This window comes from Nocardia sp. SSK8, from assembly GCF_037034205.1.
Lineage (GTDB): Bacteria > Actinomycetota > Actinomycetes > Mycobacteriales > Mycobacteriaceae > Nocardia.
In genome coordinates, this window is record NZ_JBAGKD010000001.1 from 165,938 (window position 1) to 186,070 (window position 20,133).

Consider the following 20,133-nt stretch of genomic DNA (forward strand, 5'->3'; position numbering starts at 1 on the left):
TGGGGTCAGGCGTCGGGGTAGGCGCGGGCGGCCAGGCCGAGCGCGACATCGACGAGCAGGAACGCCAGCAGGCTCAGCCCGACCAGCGGAATGAACCAGCCGATCCCGACCGCGGCCGCGACCAGCGGCACGGTGAGCCACGGCGAGGTCCGGCGCAGCACCCCGCGTCGCGGTGGCGTGCCGAGCGCGAGCCGGGTCGCCTTGCGGGTGGGCCTGCGCTGCCACCACATCACGTAGCCGAGCACGGCGACGGTGATCAGGCCGAGCATGATCGCCAGCAGCAACAGCTGATTGGGCAGCCCGAACAGCAGACCCATGTGGAAGGCGATGCCCCAGTTGGTGAGCTTGGCCATCAGCGGCCAGTCGGCGTAGGCCAGCCGGTCGGTGACCGCGCCGGTCGTGCCGTCGACCGCGACGGCATCGATGGTGTAGGTGCCCGGTCGCCGGGTCTCCTTGACCACGAACGCCTGCTCGGGCTTGCCCGGAATGGCGATCTCGGCGGCCTGCGTGATGCCCTCGGCCCTGGCCACCGCGTACACCCGGTCGAGCTGGGCGATGGTGGCGGCGGGGTCGGCCGGGGCGGGGGCCACGGTGCCCGCGCTGTGGTGGTCGCCGCCCGCGGGCTGGGCCGGACCGGCCGCGCCGGGCAGGGTGGCGGTGACCGCGGGGGTGGTCCAGCTGAGCTCCTGGCGCAGCTTGGTGACGTTCTCCCCGGCGTAGGTCGACCAGGTCATGCCCGTGGCCGAGAGCAGCAGCGCCACCGGCAGCACCCACAGCCCGATCGCGCCGTGCCAGTTCATCTTCCGGCGCCGCGGCTGGGACAGATCGGGGGCCAGCAGCCACCGCGCACCGTTGCGGGCCCGGCGCTTGCGCACCCGCTGCACCCACAGCACCAGGCCGAACAGGGCGATCACCCACAGCCAGGACGCGGCCAGCTCGCTGTAGAGCCTGCCCGGTTCGCCCAGGTGCAGGCTGCGGTGGAACTCGCTGAGCCAGGCCCGCAGCGGCAGCGCGCCGCCACTGCCGTAGACCACGGCCGCACCCACCGGCTGCGCGGTGTGCGGGTCGACGAAGACCGAGAGCCGCTCGGAATCGCCCAGCGACGGGTCGTTGAACAACACCCGGGTGGTCTCCCCCGCTTCGGCGGCGGGGGCGACGGCGACCGGCGTCAGGTCCGGCCGGGCCGCGACGGCGGCCCCGACCTGGGCGGAGATCGCCTGGTCGGGGCCGGTGGTGTCGACGTGCAGCAGATCGCGCGAGACGATCTGCTCGAGCGTCGGCGCGATGGCGTAGAGCGCGCCGGTGAACGCCGCGATCAGGATGAACGGGGCGACGAAGATCCCCGCGTAGAAGTGCAGGCGCAGTGCGAGCGGCGCCAGCCGGAAGGCCCGGCGTTTACCGGGCGGTGGGGTCGCCGAGGTCTCGACCTCGGCCGGACGGGTGTCCGTGATGCTCATGATGATTCGTTTCTGCCAGAGCTGGAACCCGGTGGTGCTGTCCGTCGGCCGTGCGGCCATCGTCGATCCACGCCGCGCGGGCGCCTCATCGCCGGGCAGGCGACATGGATCGCGGCGTCACCCGTGCGGCAGGCGCATCGGGCGGATCGGCCGGAGGGTCCGGCCGCGAGACAGCGCACGGCGAAGATCCGTGCACCGGGTGAGGGAAATCAGAAAGGAATCGCGAGCGGCGGACCGCGGGTGCGCAGGGCGTGCGCGGCGAAGATCCGCAGGATGACGCGGTCACGGTGGACCAGGCGCAGCGGCACCGGATCGGGAATGCGCGGGGTGCGGTAGCGCAGCGGGAGGATCCGCGCCAGGACGGCGCTGCCGAACCGGTAGGCGGCCTCGGCACCGAGGATGACGACGGCTGCCACGATCGCGGCCACCAGGTGGGCGCTGAGCATGCCGAGGCCGAGCGAATCGGCGCCGTGCTGGGAATGCCCGGACCAGCTCATCGTGGTGTGGCCGAGCAACTGCCCGCCCAGCAGCACCGCGGCCAGCCCGACCGCCCCGTTCCGCAGCGGGCCGATGCCCGCCACCAGGGCGCCGATCAGCGCCGAGACGGCGGCCAGCAGGGCGACGGTGGTGCTGCCGGGCAGCGCGCCCCCACCGGCCAGCCCGTGGGCGGCCAGCGACAGCGCGCCCGACATCGAGCCCGCGCAGGCACCGCGCAGCCGCGCGCCGACGGCACGCGACGGCGCGGCGGTCCGCGCGAACTCGATGATCACCGGCTGATGATAGACGACCGGTCTCGGCTCACTGCTCCTCGACCGCCATCTCGATCAGCGGCTTGCGCAGCAGTTTGCCGGTGGCGTTGCGGGGCAGCTCGTCGACGAAGATCACCTCGCGCGGCACCTTGTAGCGGGCCAGGTTCGCGCGCACATACTCCTTGATCTCGGCCGCGTCGCGCGCGGACTCCGGTCCGGGCACCACGAACGCGCGCAGGCGCTTGCCGTAATCGCGGTCGTCGACACCGACCACGGCCGCTTCGAAGACGTCGGCGCGGCCCGCGATGAGGTTCTCCACCTCGAGCGGGAAGACGTTCTCGCCGCCGGAGACGATCATGTCGTCGTCGCGGCCGTCGATGTAGAGCAGGCCGTCTTCGTCGAAATGGCCGACGTCGCCGGAGGACATCATGCCGTCGACGATCTCCTTGGTCCGCCCGTCGGTGTACCCGGTGAAGGCGAAACCGTTGTCCACGAAGATGGTTCCGGTGACATTCGGCGCCGTGATCGGCTTGCGGTTCTCGTCGAGCAGCACGATCCGGATGCCGACCGGGGCCTTGCCCGCGGTGGTCGGCGACTTGCGCAGATCCTCGGGGGTGGCCACGGTCATCACCGCGCACTCGGTGGAGCCGTACAGGTTGTAGAGGGTGTCACCGAAGTAGTCCAGGGTGCGGGTCACCACGTCGGGGGCGATGGCCGAGCCCGCCGCGAAGATCACCTTCATGGTGCGCGGGTCGTACTTCGCGAGGACCTCGGCGTCGAGGTCGAGGATGCGCTGGAGCATGGTCGGGACCACGACCAGCGAATCCGCCCGGTACTTCACGACATTGGCCAGCGTCAGTTCCGGATCGAACTTGCGCTGCTGGAAGATCACCCGGTTGCCCAGGGCCAGGCCCAGCGTGAACTGCGACAGGCCGGTGCCGTGGAAGATCGGCGCCGCCATGATCATGGTGCCGTTGTTGGGCAGCGGCACCCGGTCGACGAACTGCGCCGAGGCGAACGGCGAGACCTTGTCGCGCGGCGCGCCCTTGGGTGTGCCGGTGGTACCACTGGTCAGGATGACCATCCCGCCGGGCTTGCCGGGCGCGGTCAGCGGCGCGACCGACCGGCCCGCCGACAGCGACTCGACCGTGGGGATGGCCGGGTCGACGCCGTGCTTCTCGTCGACCCAGGTGAGCACGCGCGGGATCTCGGCGGGGATGGCGCTCATCAGGTCCAGGAACTCGCTGTCGTGCAGCACCGCCTTGACCTTCTCGCGCGCGGCCACATCGGCGAACTGCGGCTTGGCGAAGCCGGTGTTCATCAAGACCGCGCGCACGCCCAGCTTGCCCGCCGCGAGCAGACTGAGCACCATGCCGCGATGGTCGCGGGCCAGCACCGCTATGACATCACCCTCGGCGATGCCACTGGCCCGCAGACCACGCGCGAAGGCGTTGGACTGCTCGTCGAGCATGCCGAAGGTGAGCTCACCGCGCTCGTCGACGATCGCGCCCGCGGTCGGCCGCGACTGCGCCGCGTGCATCACCACGCCCGCGAACGGCCCGAACTTGGAGACATTGAAGAACGAGCGCGCCGCATGGTCGAGCCGCAGCGGATTGAACAGCTTGCGGTCGACCATGACCTTGACGCCCAGGGCGAAATCACCGGCACGCCGGGCGGTGCCACCGAGCGCGGGCAGAGACAGAGACATCGAACAGCCTTCCGGCGGATGGCCCATGACGAGTAGGCCGGACCGCGTCCTCGAGATCCAGTGCTGGTGGTGACAGTATCAAGTACCGGCGGTTCCGGTGACAAGCAGTCTCAGGTACTCGCCGGTCTCACTGGGACACCTCATAGTCCACCAGCACCCGCCGCAGGATCTTGCCGGTGGCATTGCGCGGCAGTTCCTCGACGAAGATGACCTCGCGCGGCACCTTGAACCGGGCCAGGTTCGACTTCACGTGCTCCTTGATCTCGTCGGCCTCGACCGAGTGCCCCGGCTCCACCACGATGAAGGCGCGCAGGCGCTTGCCGAACTCGTTGTCGTCGACGCCGACCACCGCCACGTCGAACACGTCCGGCCGCTCGACGAGCAGGTTCTCCACCTCCTGCGGGAAGACGTTCTCGCCGCCGGAGACGATCATGTCGTCGTCGCGGCCGTCGACCATGAGCAGGCCGGAGGCGGTGAAGTGGCCCAGATCGCCGCTGGACATGTAGCCGTCGATGATCTGCTTGTTGCGCCCGTCGGTGTAACCCTCGAAGGGCGCACCGCTGCGCACGAAGATCCGGCCCGGGGTCTCGGGGGCGTCCACGCGCTGGTCGTTCTCGTCGTAGAGGCGGACCTCGCAGGTGATCGGCGAGCGGCCCACCGTGCCCGGCGCCTCGGCCAGCTCGGCCGGGTTGGCGATGCTGGCGATGGCCACCTCGGTGGAGCCGTAGAGGTTGTAGAGCACCGGCCCGAACGCCTCGGTGGCGCGGATACACAGCTCCGGGGTGAGCGCGGAACCGGCGAACAGGATGACCTTCAGCGAGGACAGGTCGTATTTCGCGCGCACCTCGGCGGGCAGCTCGGTCATCCGGTGCAGCATGGTCGGCACGCAGACCAGCATCTCGACCTTGTGCTCGGCGATCGCGGCGAGGGTGGCCTCGGCGTCGAAGCGGCGGCGCATCACGATCTTGTTCGACAGGATCGAGCCGACCAGCCAGGTGCCGAGACCGGTGCTGTGGAAGATCGGCGAGACGATCATCATGGTGCCGCGCTTGGGGAAGGGCACCCGGTCCACGAACTGCGCGGTGGCCATCGGGGTGACCTTGGTGCGCGGGGCGCCCTTGGGCAGACCGGTGGTGCCGCTGGTGAGGATGATGAACCCGCCGGGCTTGCTCGGGGCGGGCAGGTCCTCGGTGCTGTTGTTCGCGATGAGGTCGTCGAAGGTCGTCGCGCCCGTGGGCAATTCGGTGCCCTCGTCGACCCAGGTGAGGTAGCGCGGCAGCTCGGCGGGCAGGGCGTCGAGCAGGCCGAGGAACTCGCTGTCGTGCAGCACCGCGCGCACGTTCTCGCGCTCGCACACCTCGGCGAACTGCGGCTTGGCGAAGCCGGTGTTCATCAGGGCGATCCGCGCGCCCAGCTTGCCCGCCGCGATCATCGACATGATCAGGCCGCGATGATCGCGTGCCAGCACCGCGATCACGGTGCCCTCGCCGATCCCGGCCGCCCGCAGCCCGCGGGCCACCGCGGTGGACTGCTGATCGAGCTCGGCGTAGGTGAGCTCACCCCGCTCGTCGGCCAGGGCGACCTGGTCGGGAGCCACGCGCGCGGAATGCCGGACCAGGGTGGCCTGCGGGCCGTAGATCTTGGATTCCTTCATGGTCCGCAGGGTCTCCAGCGGCTTGGTCGGGTCGGACACGCCGCGCGAGCGCAGCACTCCGAGCGCCTTCACGCTTTCGAGCAGGTGGGACACGTTCACTCGGCTACCTCCGGCTTCGCTGAATCTGATGCTCACCGTAGCAGTCGGTATGCTCTACATCACAGTGTTCTAACCGGACAATTCGGATATTTCTCCGGCTACCGCTGCGCGCTGGCCAAGGTGGCGAGCAGCGGGACCAGCCTGGCCTCGGGCACCTCGAACCGCCCGCGCCCCGCGGTCTGCAACCAGCCGACCGCCGCGAGCTGGCGCAGGTGCTGGTAGATCTCGGCCGAGGTGCCGAGTTCCTCGATGGCGGCCAGGTCCGCCGCGGTGCGCCTGCCGTTGACGATCTCCTGCAGCAGTCGCAGCCGCACCGGGTCGGCCAGCGCCGCGAGGCAGTTGGCCGCCTCGATGGTCCACACATCGCCCACCACCGCGTCGGTGGCGAACTGGGCCTGCCAGTTCAGCTGCTCGCCGGTGGGCAGGTGCAGCGCACCGGCCAGCAGGACGCCGCCGTTGCGCGCGCCCGCGTCGTCGAACTCGCGCCGCAGCCGGGCCACCGCCCACGGCAGGTTCGGCTCGCCGCCGTCGGGCCGCGTGTTCTCCAAGGCGGTGACCCGCCGTTCCAGTTCTTCGAGTCGGTCGACCAGATCCACGCGGTCAACCTACTTCACGCCGAAACCATTGCGCCGCAATCCCACCCTCGAACGCGACAGCGCACCCCGGCGGGTGGCCGGGGTGCGCCGGGGAAATCCGCTCAGCCGGTGACGGCGCCGAAGGACGGCTGCTGGATGGTGCCCAGCTGGTAGGCGTAGCCGTCGGGGTGCTGCTCGTCGACCGGAACCGACCAGCGGTGCCACAGGGTGCCGTAGACCGCGGCCACGATCAGGCCGCCGCCGGGGTTGAGAGCGGCGGTGCGGATGGTGGTGTCGACGGGCACGTCCTGGTGCTCGCTGAGCACGGCGGTGCCGCTCTGCCCGTTGGACAGGTTCAGCCACATGACCTCGAGCTTGGCGCCGTTCTGGTTCGGCGAGAGGGTGCCGGGGCCGCCGAAGAAGCCGAAGCGGAAGCCGTCGAGGTCCAGGGCGATCCCCGAGCCGTAGACGCCGGGTCCGCCGCCGTTCTGGCCGATGTCGGAGGTCGCGGGGATCTGGAACGGCTGCGCGGGCAGGGCCACCTCGACGGTGCCGTCCTCGGTCAGCTTGTCCAGCGCCGCCAGGGCGGCCGGGTTGTCGGCGACGGTGGTGCGCAGCTGCGCGACGGCTGCGGCGATATCCACGGTCTGCGGCTGCGGGTCGGCCACCGCGGGGGCGGCGAAGACGACGGCGATCGCGGCCGAGGTGGCGGCGACGGCGGTGGTGAGACGACGCATGACGCTCAAATGATGCATAACCAGCTCTCCTAGAGTGTTCCTGGTACTGCTTTCACCCGAGCACCGTAACCGAGACGCGCGTCACACCCGAGACCACCCCGCTCTCACGGCATCGGGGCGACCTGCACCTTGTAACCGCGATAGAGCTCCGGTTTCGCGGTCAGCACCGGCATATCCAGGTGCTGGGCGGTGAACACCACCGGCGCGACCAGCGGCCAGTCGATGTGGTCGTCGGCGATCGGCACGGTGGTGCCGACGCGGATGGCGGTGGCGGCGTCGAGCTCGGCCCAGCGCACCGCGACGCGATTGTCGAGCAGACGCCCGAGCTCGTCGATATTGTCGACCGCCCGCATGGCGGCCATCAGGCTCACCGAGGGCACCACCATGATCCGGCGCTGCTGGGTGAACTGGCGCATGATCACCTGCCCGAACAGCGGCGATCTGGCCAGCGAGGTGAGCGCGGTGTGGTCGGCGACGCTCACCGTTCGCTCGCGGCCGTGCCGTTCAGTGCGCCCATCAGTGTGCTCAGTTTCGCTTCCGCGTCGGCGATCTCGGCCTCGGAATGCTGCTTGATCCGATCGTCGAGCCTGCCCAGGATCTGTTCGCGCAGATCGTCGTTGAAGTAGGCCGGGGGTAATGCCCCGTGCCGTAACACCTCGGCGGGTACCACCGCGACCAGCTCCTTCCCCTCCCGGGTCACGATCACCGGCCGTCCGCTCGCGGACACGCCGTCGAAAACACTACCGAGCTGCCCCCGCAACTCGGTCAGTGGCACTGTCTCGTAATCAGCCATAGTCCACTGTACATCGCTATGTACAGTGGACTGTCGGCTTCGGCTCAGGCGACCTTGCGGGCCGGTTCGCTGCGGTAGCGGGTGGCCGGGCCGTCGATGCTCAGCAGCTTCCACGTGAGCTTGGCGACCGGGTTCATCATGCCGCTGTTGGTGGCCAGGGCCCGCACGTCACCGAAGATGTTGCGGATGGTGGTCTGCGATTCCTCGTTGCCCCAGTACGCGTCGCGCATGACCTCGGCGGGGATGTCGAACTTGTCGACGAACTCCTTGGGCGGGGTCATGATCATGTCGAGCATCACCCGCATGGCGATCGGGAAGGCCACCGAGAGCACGGCCTTGGTGATCGGGTTCATCCCCGGCACGTTGCGGCGCAGGTACTCGTGGGCGAAGGAGATGTGGCGGGCCTCCTCGGCCACGTGGATCTGCATGACGCGCTGCACCATCGGATGCAGGTCGACCCCGGCGCGCAGCAGCGACTTCTGCAGGTGGTCGATCGGCTCCTCGCCGCCGAGGATCATGGTGAAGAACAGCTCGGGGAAGTACTTCACGGCGGGCCAGATGGCCATCGTCAGCTTGCGGTCGATGCTGCCCATGCCGACCACATCGCGGTAACCGATGCGGTTGATCATCTCCTGGAACATCATCGTGTGGTTGCACTCTTCGGCAGCCTCGTGGGTGACGTAGCGGAATTCCGGGTCACCGTTGGGCACCGAGACCAGGTACTGCATGAGCCCGCGGATGAGCAGTTGCTCGAAGTCCAGGCCCACCTTGGCGATGCCCGCCTGGCGCCACATGCCCATGGCGATCTGCTTCTCGACGGGCTGGGCCTTGTACCAGGGGTGACGGCCCAGGGGATCCTCTTCGGGCATGATCCAGCGCGGGTCGTCGGAGTGCACGGCGAACTCGGGCGAATCCCAGTCGATGTCGACGTAGGGATCGAAGTGCCGGTTCACCGAGCCTTCGGACAGGTTGCGCAGGATCTCGTGGTACTCGGGATCGGTCGCGGTGTTCTTGGTTGTCGACAGCATCGGTGATGTCTCCTTCGTGTGGCGCAGCTCCCACTTTATATGAGACCCGAGGTCTCAGACAACTACGGCGCGCGAGATCGCGCGATCCCGGCTCCGGCCACCGGGCGCACGTAGCATGGGGTGATGGCCCGTCTCACCCCCGCCGGAGCCACCTGGCCCGAGCTGAGCGTCGACTCCTGGTCCGATACCCGCGACACCCTGCACATGTGGTTGCAGATCGTCGGCAAACTGCAGATGTCGGGGACCGCGCTGATCAATCACTGGTGGAATGTCACCTCGCGGGTGAGCGCCCGCGGGTTGAGCACCGGTGCGATCCCGATCGACGGCCGCGTGCTCGACATCGAATTCGACTTCGTCGACCACGAGCTGAATCTGCGCACCAGCGACGGCCGCCGGGCCAGTGTGGTGCTGCGTCCCCGCACGGTCGCCGATTTCTACGGCGAGCTGCGCGACATCCTGCACAGTCTCGACGTCATCCTCGATATCGAGGCCTCGCCCAACGAGGTCGACCCGGCCATCCCGTTCGCGAGCGACACCACGCACAGCTCCTACGACGCCGACGCCGTGCACCTGTTCTGGCAGCAGCTGGTGCAGATCGATCGTGTCTTCGCGCTCTGGCGGGCCGGTTTCGCCGGGAAGTCCAGCCCGGTGCACGTGTTCTGGGGCGCCTTCGACCTGGCCTGTACCCGCTTCTCCGGCCGCAGCGCGCCGCTGCATCCCGGCGGCGCCCCCAACTGCGCGGATTGGGTGATGGAAGAGGGCTATTCGCGCGAATGCGCCAGCGCGGGTTTCTGGCCCGGCGGCGCCGAGGGCATGTTCTACGCGTATTCGTACCCGGCGCCCGACGGCTACTCCGACCACCCGGCGGGCCCCGCGGCCGCGCACTGGGACGCCGGTCTCGGCGAATTCGTGCTGCCCTACGAGGCCGTGCGCGGCTCCGACGATCCGGACGCCACCCTGCTCGACTTCCTCGACACCACCTACGCGGCGGCCGCCGACCTGGCCCACTGGGATCGCAAGCTGCTCGACGTCGACCCGCACCGGCTGGACCGGCGGCTACATCTGGACGACACCACCCGGCTGTGAGCTCACTCGTCGGCGGACTCCGGGGTCGCCTTGCGCCGCAGCTGCCCTCGCGCCAGCAGCACCCCCGCCGCCACCAGCCAGATCACCGCGTAGATCACCGCCCGCACCGGGCTCCAATTCGCCACCAGCAGACCGATGGCCACACCGCCCGCCACGCCGAGGATCATGATCGGGTTCCCAGTGCTGCTCATGCGAGCGATCATTCCACGCCGCGCGCCGAGGAGCTCGCCGCGCGGGTGTGACGGTCGGGCCGGAGTCCTATTCCGGGTGATCCGGCAGCGACGCGACGATCGCCTCCCACGCGCCGTGCAGGTGCTGACACACCGGCCCGGTCTGGGTGAGCACGGTGACGCAGCGGTTGTCGCGGTCGTAGAGCTCCACCGCCGAGGTCGTCCCGGCGACGCCGTGCGCCTCGGTGACCCAGCATTCGGCGACCATCGACGGGTCCAGCGCGTACCGCGCCGCGTTGTACATCACCGCGACACGACTGCCCGACCACTCGGCCATCGCCGCCTGCCCGCGATGCAACTGCACGCAGCCGCCACCGGGTACCGCGACGGTGTGCGCCAGGCTGATCTCGGTGAGATGGGTGAGCAGATGCGGCACCACCCGCTCGTCGATCCGGCGGGCGCCGGTGAACGGCAGCACCCGGTAGCGGGCGGGGGTGAGGTCGTCGAGGTGGGTGATCTGGTCGGTCTCGCGCCAGTTCACCGTCGTCCAGTCCAGGGCCCGGTCGGGTTCCGGCTCGGCCGCCGGTGCCGCTTCCAGCGCCTCGACGACCAGCCGGTCCGACTGGGGCGTGAGGTAGGCGCGGTGCGTGCCGGTGCCGTCGGCCAGGGTCAGCGCGCGTGGGGTGAGCAGGGTGTCGGTGACCAGGCTCGGGTCCACGCGCAGCGCGATCTGCTGATCGCCGCAGCTCAGCGCCTCGCCGGGCAGGGCGGGTTGCTGGTATTCGCCGGTGTGGCTGAGCAGCGCGGCGTCGTTGGCGGTCACCGAGACCACGGTGCCGAGGGCGGGCAGTGCGGCGGCGACCACCCGGGCCCCGGCGCGCACGCGGCGGGCCGGGCAGCGCTCGCAGCGCCGGTCGTCAGTACACATCGCGCACGTATCGCTTCTCGCGCTTGAGCGTGTTGACGTAGGCGTCGGCCGCGTCGGCGTCGAGCCCGCCATGCTCGGCCACGATCGCGTGCAGCGCCTTGTCGACGTCCTTGGCCATCCGGGTGGCGTCACCGCACACGTAGAAGTGGCCGCCCTCCTCGAGCCAGGCGTACAGGTCGGCGCCGTGTTCGCGCATGCGGGTCTGCACGTAGATCTTCTCGGCCTGGTCACGGGAGAACGCGAGGTCGAGACGGTCGAGGACGCCGTTCTCGTGCCAGCCGGTGAGCTCGTCGGAGTAGATGAAATCGTGGGCGCGGTGCTGGTCGCCGAAAAACAGCCAGTTGCGGCCCTGCGCGCCGCGCTGCTGGCGTTCCTGCAGGAAGGCGCGGAACGGGGCGATGCCGGTGCCGGGGCCGACCATGATCATCGGGGCGTCGTCGTCGCCGGGGACGCGGAAGTGCTTGTTGGGCTGCAGGAAGATCTTGGCGCCCGCGCTGCGATCGGCCAGGAAGGTCGAACACACACCGCCGCGGTCGCGACCGGCGCCCTGGTAGCGCACGCTGGCCACGGTGAGATGGATGTGGTCCGGATGCGCCAGCGAACTCGACGAGATCGAATAGGCCCGGTGCACCAGCGGTTTCAGCAGGCCGATGAACTCCTCGAGGCTGAGCGCGTCGCCGCCGATGCGCAGGATGTCGAGGATGTCCTTGCCGTAGAGCCAGCGGTCGAGGACGTCCTTCACGCCGCCGCGCAGCACGTGCGAGAGCTCCTCGTGCTCGGCGCGGCTCTCCACCTCGCTGAGCAGATCCTTGGACGGGGTGCTGATCTCGTAGCGGTGCCCGAGCAGCTCGCCGAGGGGTTCGCCGTCGACCAGGGTGTCGGGGGAGACGCGGAAGTGCTCGGTGATCGCCGCGACCAGCGCCGGATCGTTCTCCGGTACCACGGCCAGCGCGTCACCCGCCTCGTAGACGATGCCGCTGTCGGCCAGCGCGAACTCGAAGTGGCGGATCTCTTTGCCCGAACCGGCCCCGGACAGCACCCGGTTCACCGGCAGCAGCGCCGGATACGGGTTCTTGCGGGTCCAGCCGGAGCGGGCCACTGTGCTCGGCGGCGGAGTGCCCGGGTTGCCGCTGGCCCCGGCCAGGGTGACCAGCGTCGAGACCGCGCTGTGCACCCATTCGGCGGCGGCGGTCTCGTAGTCGATATCGCAGTCGGCCCGGCCGACGATGCGGTGCGCGCCGAGCTGTTCGAGCCGGGTATCGATGAGCTTGCCCGCCTGGCAGAACCCGTCATACCCGGTGTCCCCGAGCGCGAGCACGCCGTACGCCACGCCCTCCATGCGCGGGGCGGTGGTGGCCGAGAGTGCGTCCCAGAACAATTCGGCGTTGTCGGGCATCTCGCCCTCGCCGTAGGTGGAGGTGATGATCAGGACGTACTTCAGCCCGGCGAACTCGTCGAGCGCGATCTCGTCGAGCCCGCTGACGGTGGCGTCGAAGCCCTGCGCCTTGGCGGCGGCCGCCGCGTCCCCGGCCACGCTCTCGGCATTGCCGGTCTGGGTGCCGTAGAGGATGCGCAGCGGCACCCGCGGCGCGCCGGTGTCGGTGACGGCCGCGGGTGGGGCGGACAGGTTCATGGCCAGCCGCGAGTGCAGCCCGGCCAGGAAGCCGGACAGCCAGGCGCGCTGGTCCTCGTTGAACGGGGCGTCTTCGGGAATGTAGGCGATCTTCATGCGCTGGTGACCGTTTCGAGGGAGGGGCCGGACAGGGCGACGACGGGAACGGCCTGGTGGGCGAACAGTTCCTCGAACGACGGCAGCCTGCCGATCTTGTCGATGTTCTTGGCGGTCTGGAACAGGATCCAGCCGTAGGTGCCTGGGCTGTCCATGGAGCGGACATTGCGCTTGCGTAGCGCCTGCTTGTAGTCGGACAGGCGCTTGTCGGCGACGAGGACAGCGAGATCGTCGTCGCTGAAGCCGTCGATCGCCTCGCGGGCGTATTTCTGCAGCTTCTGGATGAGGAAGAAGTCCTCGGTGAGGATCAGGTTGCGCACCGCCTTGCCGACGGCCGGATCGTCGACCTGCGCCGGGACCGACATGCGCGAGAGCGCCAGCTGCTGGGCCATGTTCAGCACCGTGTAGGTGTTGAGCAGGGCGAACATCTCCTCGCTGTCGGTATCGCCGTAGCCGGGGACCTGACCGTCGAGGACGGTGCACTGGTCGCGGTAGGACAGCTTGAACTTGCGCACCTGGTGTCCGGCCAGGGCCGCGGCGAGCTCGTCGAGGAGTTCGCGGCGGGTCTTGGCGGCCAGGATCGCGTCGGAGTCCTGGTACTGCAGCAGCGCGCGCGGCATGGCGTAGCTGAGCAGCTGGCGGGTGCTGGCCCAGTCTTCCAGCAGCGCACGGCCTTTCGCCGACCCGGTGGCGGCGACATGCCATTCGAGCATGGTCCGCGCGGCCAGTTCGTGGAACGGCGCGTCGGTGATCGGCAGCACCAGCACCGAGTCGGCGCTCACCTTGGCGGCGAGGTCACCGTCGGGGTTGTACTGGTAGAGGAAGCCGCCGCTCATGCCGTTGGCGACACCCTTGCCGAAGCCGCCGATATTGAGCACCGCGCCATTGGTCATGTACTCGCACAGGAATTCGCCGACGCCCTCGACCACGGCGGTGGCGCCGGAATTGCGCACCGCGAATCGGTCACCGGCTTGGCCCTCCACGAATAATCGGCCACCCGAGGCGCCGAACAGCGCGAAGTTGCCGATCAGCACATTGGCGCCCTCGGCGCCGCCGCCGGGGGAGCGCACGACAATCGTGCCGCCGCAGGCGCTCTTGCCGACGCCGTCGTTGCAGGTGCCGGTGTGGGTCATGGTCATGCCGTCGGTGCAGAACACGCCGTAGCTCTGGCCCGCCGAACCGGTGGTGGTGACGGTGACGCTGTCGGGCAGCAGATAGCGACGGCCGCGATCGTCGAGGGTGACCGCGGGACCGTCGGCGCCCTGGTGGTTGAGCAGGCGCTCGATGTCGATGGCGAGCTGCCCGCCGACACTCTTGTTCCGGTTGGTCAGCGCGACCGGCGCGAACGCGACCCCGCCCAGCTCGAGCTGGTCCAGGAAGGCGTCGTCGATGGTGAAGTCCTTCTCCATGTAGATCGGGTCGTCGACGCGCACCTCCTCGGCGACCTCGAGCATGCGGCGCAGATCCAGGGTGCCGATGCTGGACGGGTGGTCGTGCAGGTGCAGCAGATCGCTGCGGCCGCGCGCCTCGCGCAGCGAACGCAGGCCCAGCGTGGCCAGGATCTCGCGCACCTCGTGGGAGATATTGAGCAGATACTGCGCCAGCGCCCGCGGATCACCTTCGAACACTTCGGCATTGGTGGTGAGTCCGGCCGGGCACTTGATATTGCAGTTCTTGGCCATCACGCACTTGAGCATCATCAGCGCGGTGGTGCCGAATTCGAAGCTGTCCGCGCCCAGCAGCGCCGATTTCACCACGTCACTGGCGGTTTGGTGCGCACCCGAACAGCGCAGGATCACCTTCTGGCGAATCCCGTTGGCGCACAGGGCCTGATGCACCTCGGCCACGCCGATCTCGGCGGACCGGCCCGCGTACTTGAGACTGGTCACCGCCGCCGCGCCGGTGCCGCCGGTATTGCCCGCGACATTGATGACATCGGCACCGGCCTTGGCCACGCCGACCGCGATGGTGCCGATGCCCTCCGAGGACACCAGCTTCACGATCACCCGCACCCGCGCGGCCTTGCAGTCGTGGATGAGCTGCGCGAGATCCTCGATCGAATACGTGTCGTGATGCGGTGGGGGAGAGACGAGTTCGACGCCGGGCGTGCCGCCACGCGCCGCCGCGATCTCCACGGTCACCTTCGGCGCGGGCAGCTGACCACCCTCGCCGGGCTTGGCGCCCTGCCCGATCTTGATCTCGAGTTCCCGCAGCATCGGATCGGCCAGATACCCCGACCACACGCCGAACCGCCCGGAGGCGAACTGCTTGATCCGCGAGCCACGGATGGTGCCGTAGCGGGTGATGTGCTCGCCGCCCTCACCGCAGTTCGACATGCCGCCGACCATATTGGTGCCGTGCGCGACCGCCTCGTGCGCCGGAGCCACCAGCGCGCCGTGGCTCATGGCGCCCGAGGCGAGGGTGCCGGTGATCTCACTGGCGGGTTGCACCTGGTGCAGCGGAATCGATTCCGGCGCGGTGCGCAGGGCGGTGAGGTACTGCTCGGCCGCGCCGGTGGCGCGCAGCCGCAGGGTGTCATCGGTGATCTCGTCGTGGTGGATATCGGTGCCGAAGCGGGCCCGCAGGGATTCGGCCAGGGCGCTCAGCCGCTCGGGGCCGTGCGTCAGCCGCAGGACGAACTCGCCGTCGACCTGCGCGCAGCTCAGGCCGCGCACCTGGAAGTCGTTGTTCCCGACCCGGGCGAACTGGCCCATCTCCGCGCGGAATTCGTCGGCGTCGTGCACGAAGTTCACGTCAGCGGGCAGCGCGAGGACATCGCGCAGGGCCGCCGGGCGCCGGGTGCGTTCGGCGTTCATCGCCCGCACGAAGTGGCGGTAGCCGGGGGTGATGTCGAAGCTGTCGATCGCGCGCGGGGTGAGCTGGTCGAAGCTGGTGTTGCGGTAGGCCTCGTCGTCGAGACCGAAGGCGCCTTCGAGCTGGTTGAGCGGGAGCAGGCGCAGGAAGGTGGCGTCGGTCATGGCCGGGTTGTCGGGGCGGGCGGTGTCGTCGAAGGAGATGGCCTCCTCGGTCATGTCGACGAACCCGCGCACGGCGGTGGTGCCGTAGGAGTGGCCCGCGCCCTCGGCCCGCTCCTTGAACAGGCCGAGCAGCGGGATGTCCTTGTCGCCGGTGACGGTGAGCGCGCGGGCGTGCCAGTCCGCGACGGCCGCGGCCAGGGTCGGGAAGCCGACGCCCGCCACCGGCGAGACCACGTTCGGGAAGTACCTGTGCAGCACCGGGTCTGCGGTGTCGAGGTAGTTCGGTTCGAAGAACTCGCCGCCGATATAGCTCTCGACGGTGCAGAGACCGACACGACCCATGGTCTTCATCAGCGACTTCTCGGCCGCCTTGGCGAAGTGCTTGAACGCCGCGTCGGCGTCGGCGCCGAACTTCTCCTCCGCACGCATCTGTACAGCCAGCGGATACACCGCCGACGCGCCGAAGCCCAGCACGGCGGCGATGTGGTGCGAGGAGCACAGCTGCCCGCTCTCGGCGATCACCGAGACCCGCAGGCGCAGGCCCTGTTCGATGAGCCGCTGGTTGATGGCCGAGACCACCATGATCAGCGGCATGGCCGCGCGCTCGGCCGCGACGTGCCGGTCGGTGATCACCGCGATGCCGCCGGATTCCCGGGCGAAGGCCTCGACCTCGTCGCACAGGGCGTCGATGGCGGCCACCAGCGCGTCGGCATTGGCGCCGGTGTCGGTGAGGTCGACCTGGTAGCGCATGCCGAACCGCCGCACCGGGGTCTGGCTCTGCTCGCGGATCTTGAGCATGTCCAGGTGGGTGAGGATGGGCGAGCGCACCACGATCTGCGGGGCGGCGGTGGCGCCGCTGTTGGGCTTGGCGCCCAGCGCGACCCGCAGGGTCATGCCGTCGGCCTCGCGGATGCTGTCCAGCGGCGGATTGGTGACCTGCGCGAATCGCTGCGAGAAGTACTTGGCGACCCCGCCCTCCTGATCGGAGAGCGCGTTGATCGCCGCGCCGTAGCCCATCGCGGAGATCTTCTCCTGGCCGGTGGCCAGCATGGGATCCATCAGGAACTTGAAGCTCTCCTGATTGAGCGAGTACGCGACATAGCGCTGGTGCCGGGTCAGGTCGCCGTCGTAGCGGGCGGGCGAACCCTGCCCCTCCGGCGAGACCGGGGGCAGGTCGGCCAGATTCGTGCGGGCGGCGGCGAGCATGGCCGGATAGTCGTGGCGCGCGGCCAGCATCTCCAGCGCCTCGGTGGTGGTGTAGGAGCGGCGCTGCGCGTGATCGAAGTAGAGCATGCCGCCCGCCTCGATCCGGCCACGATGGGTGACCTCCTCGGGCGGGAAGTACACCTGCCCGGCCTCTGACATCACGCCCAGGTACTCGGCGGTCTCCACGGTGCGCAGCGGGCGCAGGCCGAGGCGGTCCAGGCGGGCGCCGATAATGGTGCCGTCGCCGAAGATCAGCGCGGCGGGGCCGTCGTTCTTCTCCTCGTAGAGGCTGAAGTACTCCAGCATGGCGGTCACCCGCGCCGACAGCGTGGTGTCGTTCTCCCAGGCGGGCGGCATCATGGCGACGACGGCGGTGACCAGGTCGAGGTCGTCCTCGAGCACCCGGTTCTGCAGGGTCTGGTCGAGACGGCAGCTGTCGGACTGGCCCTGCGGGCGGATGATCGCCCGGTTGCGGGCCAGCGCGATGGCGTTCTCCGAGAGCCGGTTCTTCTTGTCGGTGTTGAGCTCACCGTTGTGCGCCATCAGCCGGAACGGCTGGGCCATCGTCGCGTTGGGCGCGGTATTGGTGGAGAAGCGGGTGTGGAAGAACATCGAATGCACGGCCATCCGCGGATCGTTCAGATCGCGGAAGTACGGCACCACTTCGTTCGAGTTGAGCCTGCCCTTGAGCACCTGGGTGCGCGCGCTCAGCGACAGCGGATACATCCCGAGCAGCTCCGGGCGGGTGTAGGCGATCGCCTCGATGGCCATGAGCGCGTCGTGGATCTTGCGATCGTCGTCGGCCAGGAACACCCACTGGCGGATCGGCAGCTGGTACTTGCGGGCTGCCGGGCGGATGGCGTCGTCGTCGACGGGCACCTCGCGCACGCACAGGATCTCGAACCCCTGCGCGAGCAGCGCCTGCTCGATGACGGCCTCGGCCTCGCCGTGGAAGGCCGGATCGGTGGGCAGGAAGAAGTTGCCCACACCGAACTGCCCGAGCTTCAGCTCGCGCCCGGTGACCTCGGCGAAGAACCGCAGCGACAGGTCCAGGTTCACACCCGCCCCGTCACCCACGCCCTCCGACGACATCCCGCCGCGATGCGGCACCGCGCACAGCGCCTCGTGCAGCTTGTGGATGATCTCGTGCGTCTGCACGCCATCCTTCCGGGTCAGAAACCCGACCCCACAACTGCTCTTCTCCAGCGCCGCGTCATACAGCCCACTCAAACGACGATTCTCCTCGGCCCGCGCCACCAACGACGCACCCACTCTGTCTTCCCTTGCCGCCCGATCCAGCACACGGCAAATGAGCAGAGCCTAGCCTAACTAAGCCTCAGCTAAGTCCCCGAGCGTCCAGCATCACACCCCTCACAACGCCACAAACCGGACCGCCAGGTTTGTGACCGGCGCTGGTCGGTTGACAAGCGTTGCGCAACAATGGAGTTCGTTCTCGCGGGGCAGAGCTGAAGAGACAGGGGGAGGTTACGTGGCACAGACAACCGTTTCTGTCGAGGCCAGAGACGACTACTGGGTGATCGCATTCAGCCGCCGCGACGATCAGCTGCTCGACGCGCTCAAGACGGCGATACCGCAGCGTTCACGCAGCTATGACAGGGCGAATGTCGAATGGCACATCAGGGTCGACGTCACCGCGCTCCTGTCCACCTTCGAGAAACTCGACGCGCGGGTGGAGCGGCTCGGCGAACAGCCCACCGGCGACAATGTCGCCGGTGATGTCGCGGAGTGGAAGCGCAGGTACGAGGCGATGGACACCACTGCCAGGCAGCAGCTTGTCTACATCGAGCAACTCCGGGACGAGATCGAGCAGCTGCGTACCAGTGTCCAGCGGCTGCGCAGGGAATCGGCCGAACGGTTCGATGGATCTGCCGGCGGCGGAACCTGGGCTGAGCAGCTGTTCGGATATGTGGACACCGGTCGTACCGAGGCGATCTTCAGGGCATTGACGAAGGTCTTCCATCCCGACAACATCAAGACCGGTGACACGGTCTTGATGCAGCAACTGAACGACGCCCGTGACAGGTAAGCGATGGTGGCGCGTCGGCGTCGGCGGCGGTGACGGTGACCGGTCGGCGGCGGCCCGAGGCCAGGACTCGTATACGCAGGCAGAACGTTCCTTCCACCTCGAACTGGCAGAGTGGCAGGTCGAGCAGGATCGGCTCGACACTCTCGTTGCGGTGGCGCGGAGGATGTCACGCGGTGGCGGCGGGACAGACTACGGCATTGTGCTGAAGTCGGGCGAGACGGCGTTGTTCGCGGACACCTGTCGGCTGATCGAGCCGAGGAAGCGGCGGGGTTACTCATCCGGCCGTTCGTCGGGAGTGAGCGTCCGCATCGCGAAAGGTGTCTGGTACCGCACCGGCAGCTATCGGGGTACGTACGTGCCCGGACCCGAGCTGCAGACATCCGTCGATGTCGGCCGGGCGGTGATCACCACTTCCCGGGTGATCTTCACGGGCAGCAAGACCACCAGGGAGTGGCGGTTCGACAAGCTGGTCGTCTTTGACGTCGAGGGAGATGCGGTCCTGATCCACGTCGAGAATCGTCAGAAGGTCTCCGGGGTGGTCCCCGACCGTGGTTCGGCGGAATTCCACGCCTACCTGGCGGTGGCAGTAGCCGCAGCCCAGTGCGGCATCGACGAGGTTGTCGGCGAACTGAAAACAGCAGCGGACGCGCACATGGCCCGGCAACCGCAGCAGTTCGGGCACCACTGATTCATCGGCTGTCGGCAAAGCGTGTCAGCATAGATGTGCCGTGTGCATCCTGCTGAGGGCCTGTGTCAGGTGGTGGGGCCCGCGTGGGCGGCGATGATCTGCCAGCCGTGGGTTTCGTCGTGGCGCCAGGTTCGGGTGTAGCGCATTCTGGCTGCGAACGGCTCCCCGTGGACGGTGCCTTCGACGGTGCCGAGGAACCAGGTGACGCCGGTGTGTTCGTCGGCGAGGACGGTCAGCTCTTCCTCGACCAGTCGTGTCATCACCTGTGCCCCGGTGCGATGCAGTTCCAGGTCGTCGGCCTTGGTGTAGACGTCACCGCCGAGGGTGAAGAGCAGGCGGTCGTCCAGTAGCCGGTCGAGCGCGTCGACGTCACCGGCGAGCTGTGCGGCCTGCAATCGATGTTCGGCGTCCCGGAGATTCTCCATGCGCCCCAGCTTGTCAGCGGCGGGGGCACGGCGGGTGAGTTTTCGCGTTCGGCGCAACGTGTCCCGGGAACGAGAA

17 protein-coding genes are annotated in these 20,133 nt (G+C 68.8%); 3 read left to right on the forward strand and 14 right to left on the reverse strand.

Features of this window, described 5'->3' with window-relative positions:
- Positions 1 to 5: 5 nt before the first annotated feature.
- The 9 genes from WA675_RS00735 to WA675_RS00775 form a co-directional block, all read right to left on the reverse strand.
- A complete protein-coding gene (locus WA675_RS00735) occupies positions 6 to 1,457 on the reverse strand; it encodes a PepSY-associated TM helix domain-containing protein (RefSeq protein WP_336081026.1) in 1,452 nt (483 codons plus the stop codon).
- Between the two features lie 209 nt (positions 1,458 to 1,666).
- On the reverse strand, positions 1,667 to 2,227 hold the full coding sequence (locus WA675_RS00740) for a hypothetical protein (protein ID WP_336081027.1): 561 nt from the start codon (positions 2,225 to 2,227) through the stop codon (positions 1,667 to 1,669).
- 28 nt (positions 2,228 to 2,255) lie between these two features.
- The gene (locus tag WA675_RS00745) at positions 2,256 to 3,914 is read right to left on the reverse strand and encodes an acyl-CoA synthetase (protein ID WP_336081028.1); all 1,659 of its coding nucleotides are present in this window, start codon (positions 3,912 to 3,914) and stop codon (positions 2,256 to 2,258) included.
- Positions 3,915 to 4,041: 127 nt separating this feature from the next.
- Positions 4,042 to 5,667 (reverse strand): acyl-CoA synthetase, encoded by a 1,626-nt coding sequence (locus WA675_RS00750; RefSeq protein WP_336081029.1) that lies wholly within the window; start codon positions 5,665 to 5,667, stop codon positions 4,042 to 4,044.
- Between the two features lie 98 nt (positions 5,668 to 5,765).
- Positions 5,766 to 6,263 carry an ArsR/SmtB family transcription factor gene (locus WA675_RS00755; RefSeq protein ID WP_336081030.1) on the reverse strand — a complete coding sequence of 166 codons (498 nt, stop codon included), beginning with the start codon at positions 6,261 to 6,263 and terminating at the stop codon, positions 5,766 to 5,768.
- A 101-nt stretch (positions 6,264 to 6,364) separates the two neighbouring features.
- The gene (locus tag WA675_RS00760) at positions 6,365 to 6,997 is read right to left on the reverse strand and encodes a hypothetical protein (RefSeq protein WP_336081031.1); all 633 of its coding nucleotides are present in this window, start codon (positions 6,995 to 6,997) and stop codon (positions 6,365 to 6,367) included.
- A gap of 86 nt (positions 6,998 to 7,083) precedes the next feature.
- Positions 7,084 to 7,461: a hypothetical protein gene (locus tag WA675_RS00765; protein ID WP_336081032.1), complete on the reverse strand. Its 378-nt coding sequence runs from the start codon at positions 7,459 to 7,461 to the stop codon at positions 7,084 to 7,086.
- Positions 7,458 to 7,772 (reverse strand): type II toxin-antitoxin system Phd/YefM family antitoxin, encoded by a 315-nt coding sequence (locus WA675_RS00770; RefSeq protein ID WP_336081033.1) that lies wholly within the window; start codon positions 7,770 to 7,772, stop codon positions 7,458 to 7,460. Before WA675_RS00770 ends, WA675_RS00765 begins: the two co-directional genes overlap by 4 nt.
- 44 nt (positions 7,773 to 7,816) lie before the next feature.
- Complete coding sequence (locus WA675_RS00775) at positions 7,817 to 8,800, reverse strand: AurF N-oxygenase family protein (RefSeq protein WP_336081034.1); 984 nt, start codon at positions 8,798 to 8,800, stop codon at positions 7,817 to 7,819.
- Positions 8,801 to 8,923: 123 nt separating this feature from the next.
- On the opposite strand from WA675_RS00775, the gene WA675_RS00780 reads away from it, so the two are divergent.
- Complete coding sequence (locus WA675_RS00780; protein WP_336081035.1) at positions 8,924 to 9,886, forward strand: DUF5996 family protein; 963 nt, start codon at positions 8,924 to 8,926, stop codon at positions 9,884 to 9,886.
- Positions 9,887 to 9,888: 2 nt separating this feature from the next.
- Here the strand turns inward: WA675_RS00780 and WA675_RS00785 are convergent, their stop codons facing one another.
- From WA675_RS00785 to WA675_RS00800, 4 genes are all read right to left on the reverse strand, one after another.
- Positions 9,889 to 10,077, reverse strand: a complete 189-nt coding sequence (locus tag WA675_RS00785; protein ID WP_336081036.1) for a hypothetical protein — start codon at positions 10,075 to 10,077, stop codon at positions 9,889 to 9,891.
- Between the two features lie 67 nt (positions 10,078 to 10,144).
- On the reverse strand, positions 10,145 to 10,984 hold the full coding sequence (locus tag WA675_RS00790) for a hypothetical protein (RefSeq protein ID WP_336081038.1): 840 nt from the start codon (positions 10,982 to 10,984) through the stop codon (positions 10,145 to 10,147).
- Positions 10,974 to 12,713, reverse strand: coding sequence for a diflavin oxidoreductase (locus WA675_RS00795; protein ID WP_336081039.1), 1,740 nt, complete (start codon positions 12,711 to 12,713; stop codon positions 10,974 to 10,976). The genes WA675_RS00790 and WA675_RS00795 overlap by 11 nt, the downstream gene beginning before the upstream one ends.
- Positions 12,710 to 18,127, reverse strand: coding sequence for a glutamate synthase-related protein (locus tag WA675_RS00800; protein WP_336081041.1), 5,418 nt, complete (start codon positions 18,125 to 18,127; stop codon positions 12,710 to 12,712). Before WA675_RS00800 ends, WA675_RS00795 begins: the two co-directional genes overlap by 4 nt.
- Positions 18,128 to 18,386: 259 nt before the next feature.
- Here WA675_RS00800 and WA675_RS00805 point away from each other — a divergent pair, with 259 nt between their 5' ends.
- Together WA675_RS00805 and WA675_RS00810 are read left to right on the forward strand one after the other, a co-directional pair.
- Positions 18,387 to 18,944 (forward strand): hypothetical protein, encoded by a 558-nt coding sequence (locus tag WA675_RS00805; protein WP_336081042.1) that lies wholly within the window; start codon positions 18,387 to 18,389, stop codon positions 18,942 to 18,944.
- The gene (locus WA675_RS00810) at positions 18,934 to 19,632 is read left to right on the forward strand and encodes a hypothetical protein (protein WP_336081044.1); all 699 of its coding nucleotides are present in this window, start codon (positions 18,934 to 18,936) and stop codon (positions 19,630 to 19,632) included. Before WA675_RS00805 ends, WA675_RS00810 begins: the two co-directional genes overlap by 11 nt.
- 65 nt (positions 19,633 to 19,697) lie before the next feature.
- On the opposite strand, the gene WA675_RS00815 is transcribed toward WA675_RS00810, so the two are convergent.
- A complete protein-coding gene (locus WA675_RS00815) occupies positions 19,698 to 20,057 on the reverse strand; it encodes a nuclear transport factor 2 family protein (RefSeq protein ID WP_336081046.1) in 360 nt (119 codons plus the stop codon).
- Between the last annotated feature and the right edge of the window lie 76 nt (positions 20,058 to 20,133).

Excerpts from the sequence above, each read along its gene's own strand:
- WA675_RS00735 (WP_336081026.1), bottom strand. The coding sequence starts at position 1,457 with ATGAGCATCACGGACACCCGTCCGGCCGAGGTCGAGACCTCGGCGACC.
- WA675_RS00745 (WP_336081028.1), bottom strand. The coding sequence starts at position 3,914 with ATGTCTCTGTCTCTGCCCGCGCTCGGTGGCACCGCCCGGCGTGCCGGT.
- WA675_RS00760 (WP_336081031.1), bottom strand. The coding sequence starts at position 6,997 with ATGCATCATTTGAGCGTCATGCGTCGTCTCACCACCGCCGTCGCCGCC.
- WA675_RS00770 (WP_336081033.1), bottom strand. The coding sequence starts at position 7,772 with ATGGCTGATTACGAGACAGTGCCACTGACCGAGTTGCGGGGGCAGCTC.
- WA675_RS00775 (WP_336081034.1), bottom strand. The coding sequence starts at position 8,800 with ATGCTGTCGACAACCAAGAACACCGCGACCGATCCCGAGTACCACGAG.
- WA675_RS00780 (WP_336081035.1), top strand. The coding sequence starts at position 8,924 with ATGGCCCGTCTCACCCCCGCCGGAGCCACCTGGCCCGAGCTGAGCGTC.
- WA675_RS00785 (WP_336081036.1), bottom strand. The coding sequence starts at position 10,077 with ATGAGCAGCACTGGGAACCCGATCATGATCCTCGGCGTGGCGGGCGGT.
- WA675_RS00790 (WP_336081038.1), bottom strand. The coding sequence starts at position 10,984 with ATGTGTACTGACGACCGGCGCTGCGAGCGCTGCCCGGCCCGCCGCGTG.
- WA675_RS00795 (WP_336081039.1), bottom strand. The coding sequence starts at position 12,713 with ATGAAGATCGCCTACATTCCCGAAGACGCCCCGTTCAACGAGGACCAG.
- WA675_RS00815 (WP_336081046.1), bottom strand. The coding sequence starts at position 20,057 with ATGGAGAATCTCCGGGACGCCGAACATCGATTGCAGGCCGCACAGCTC.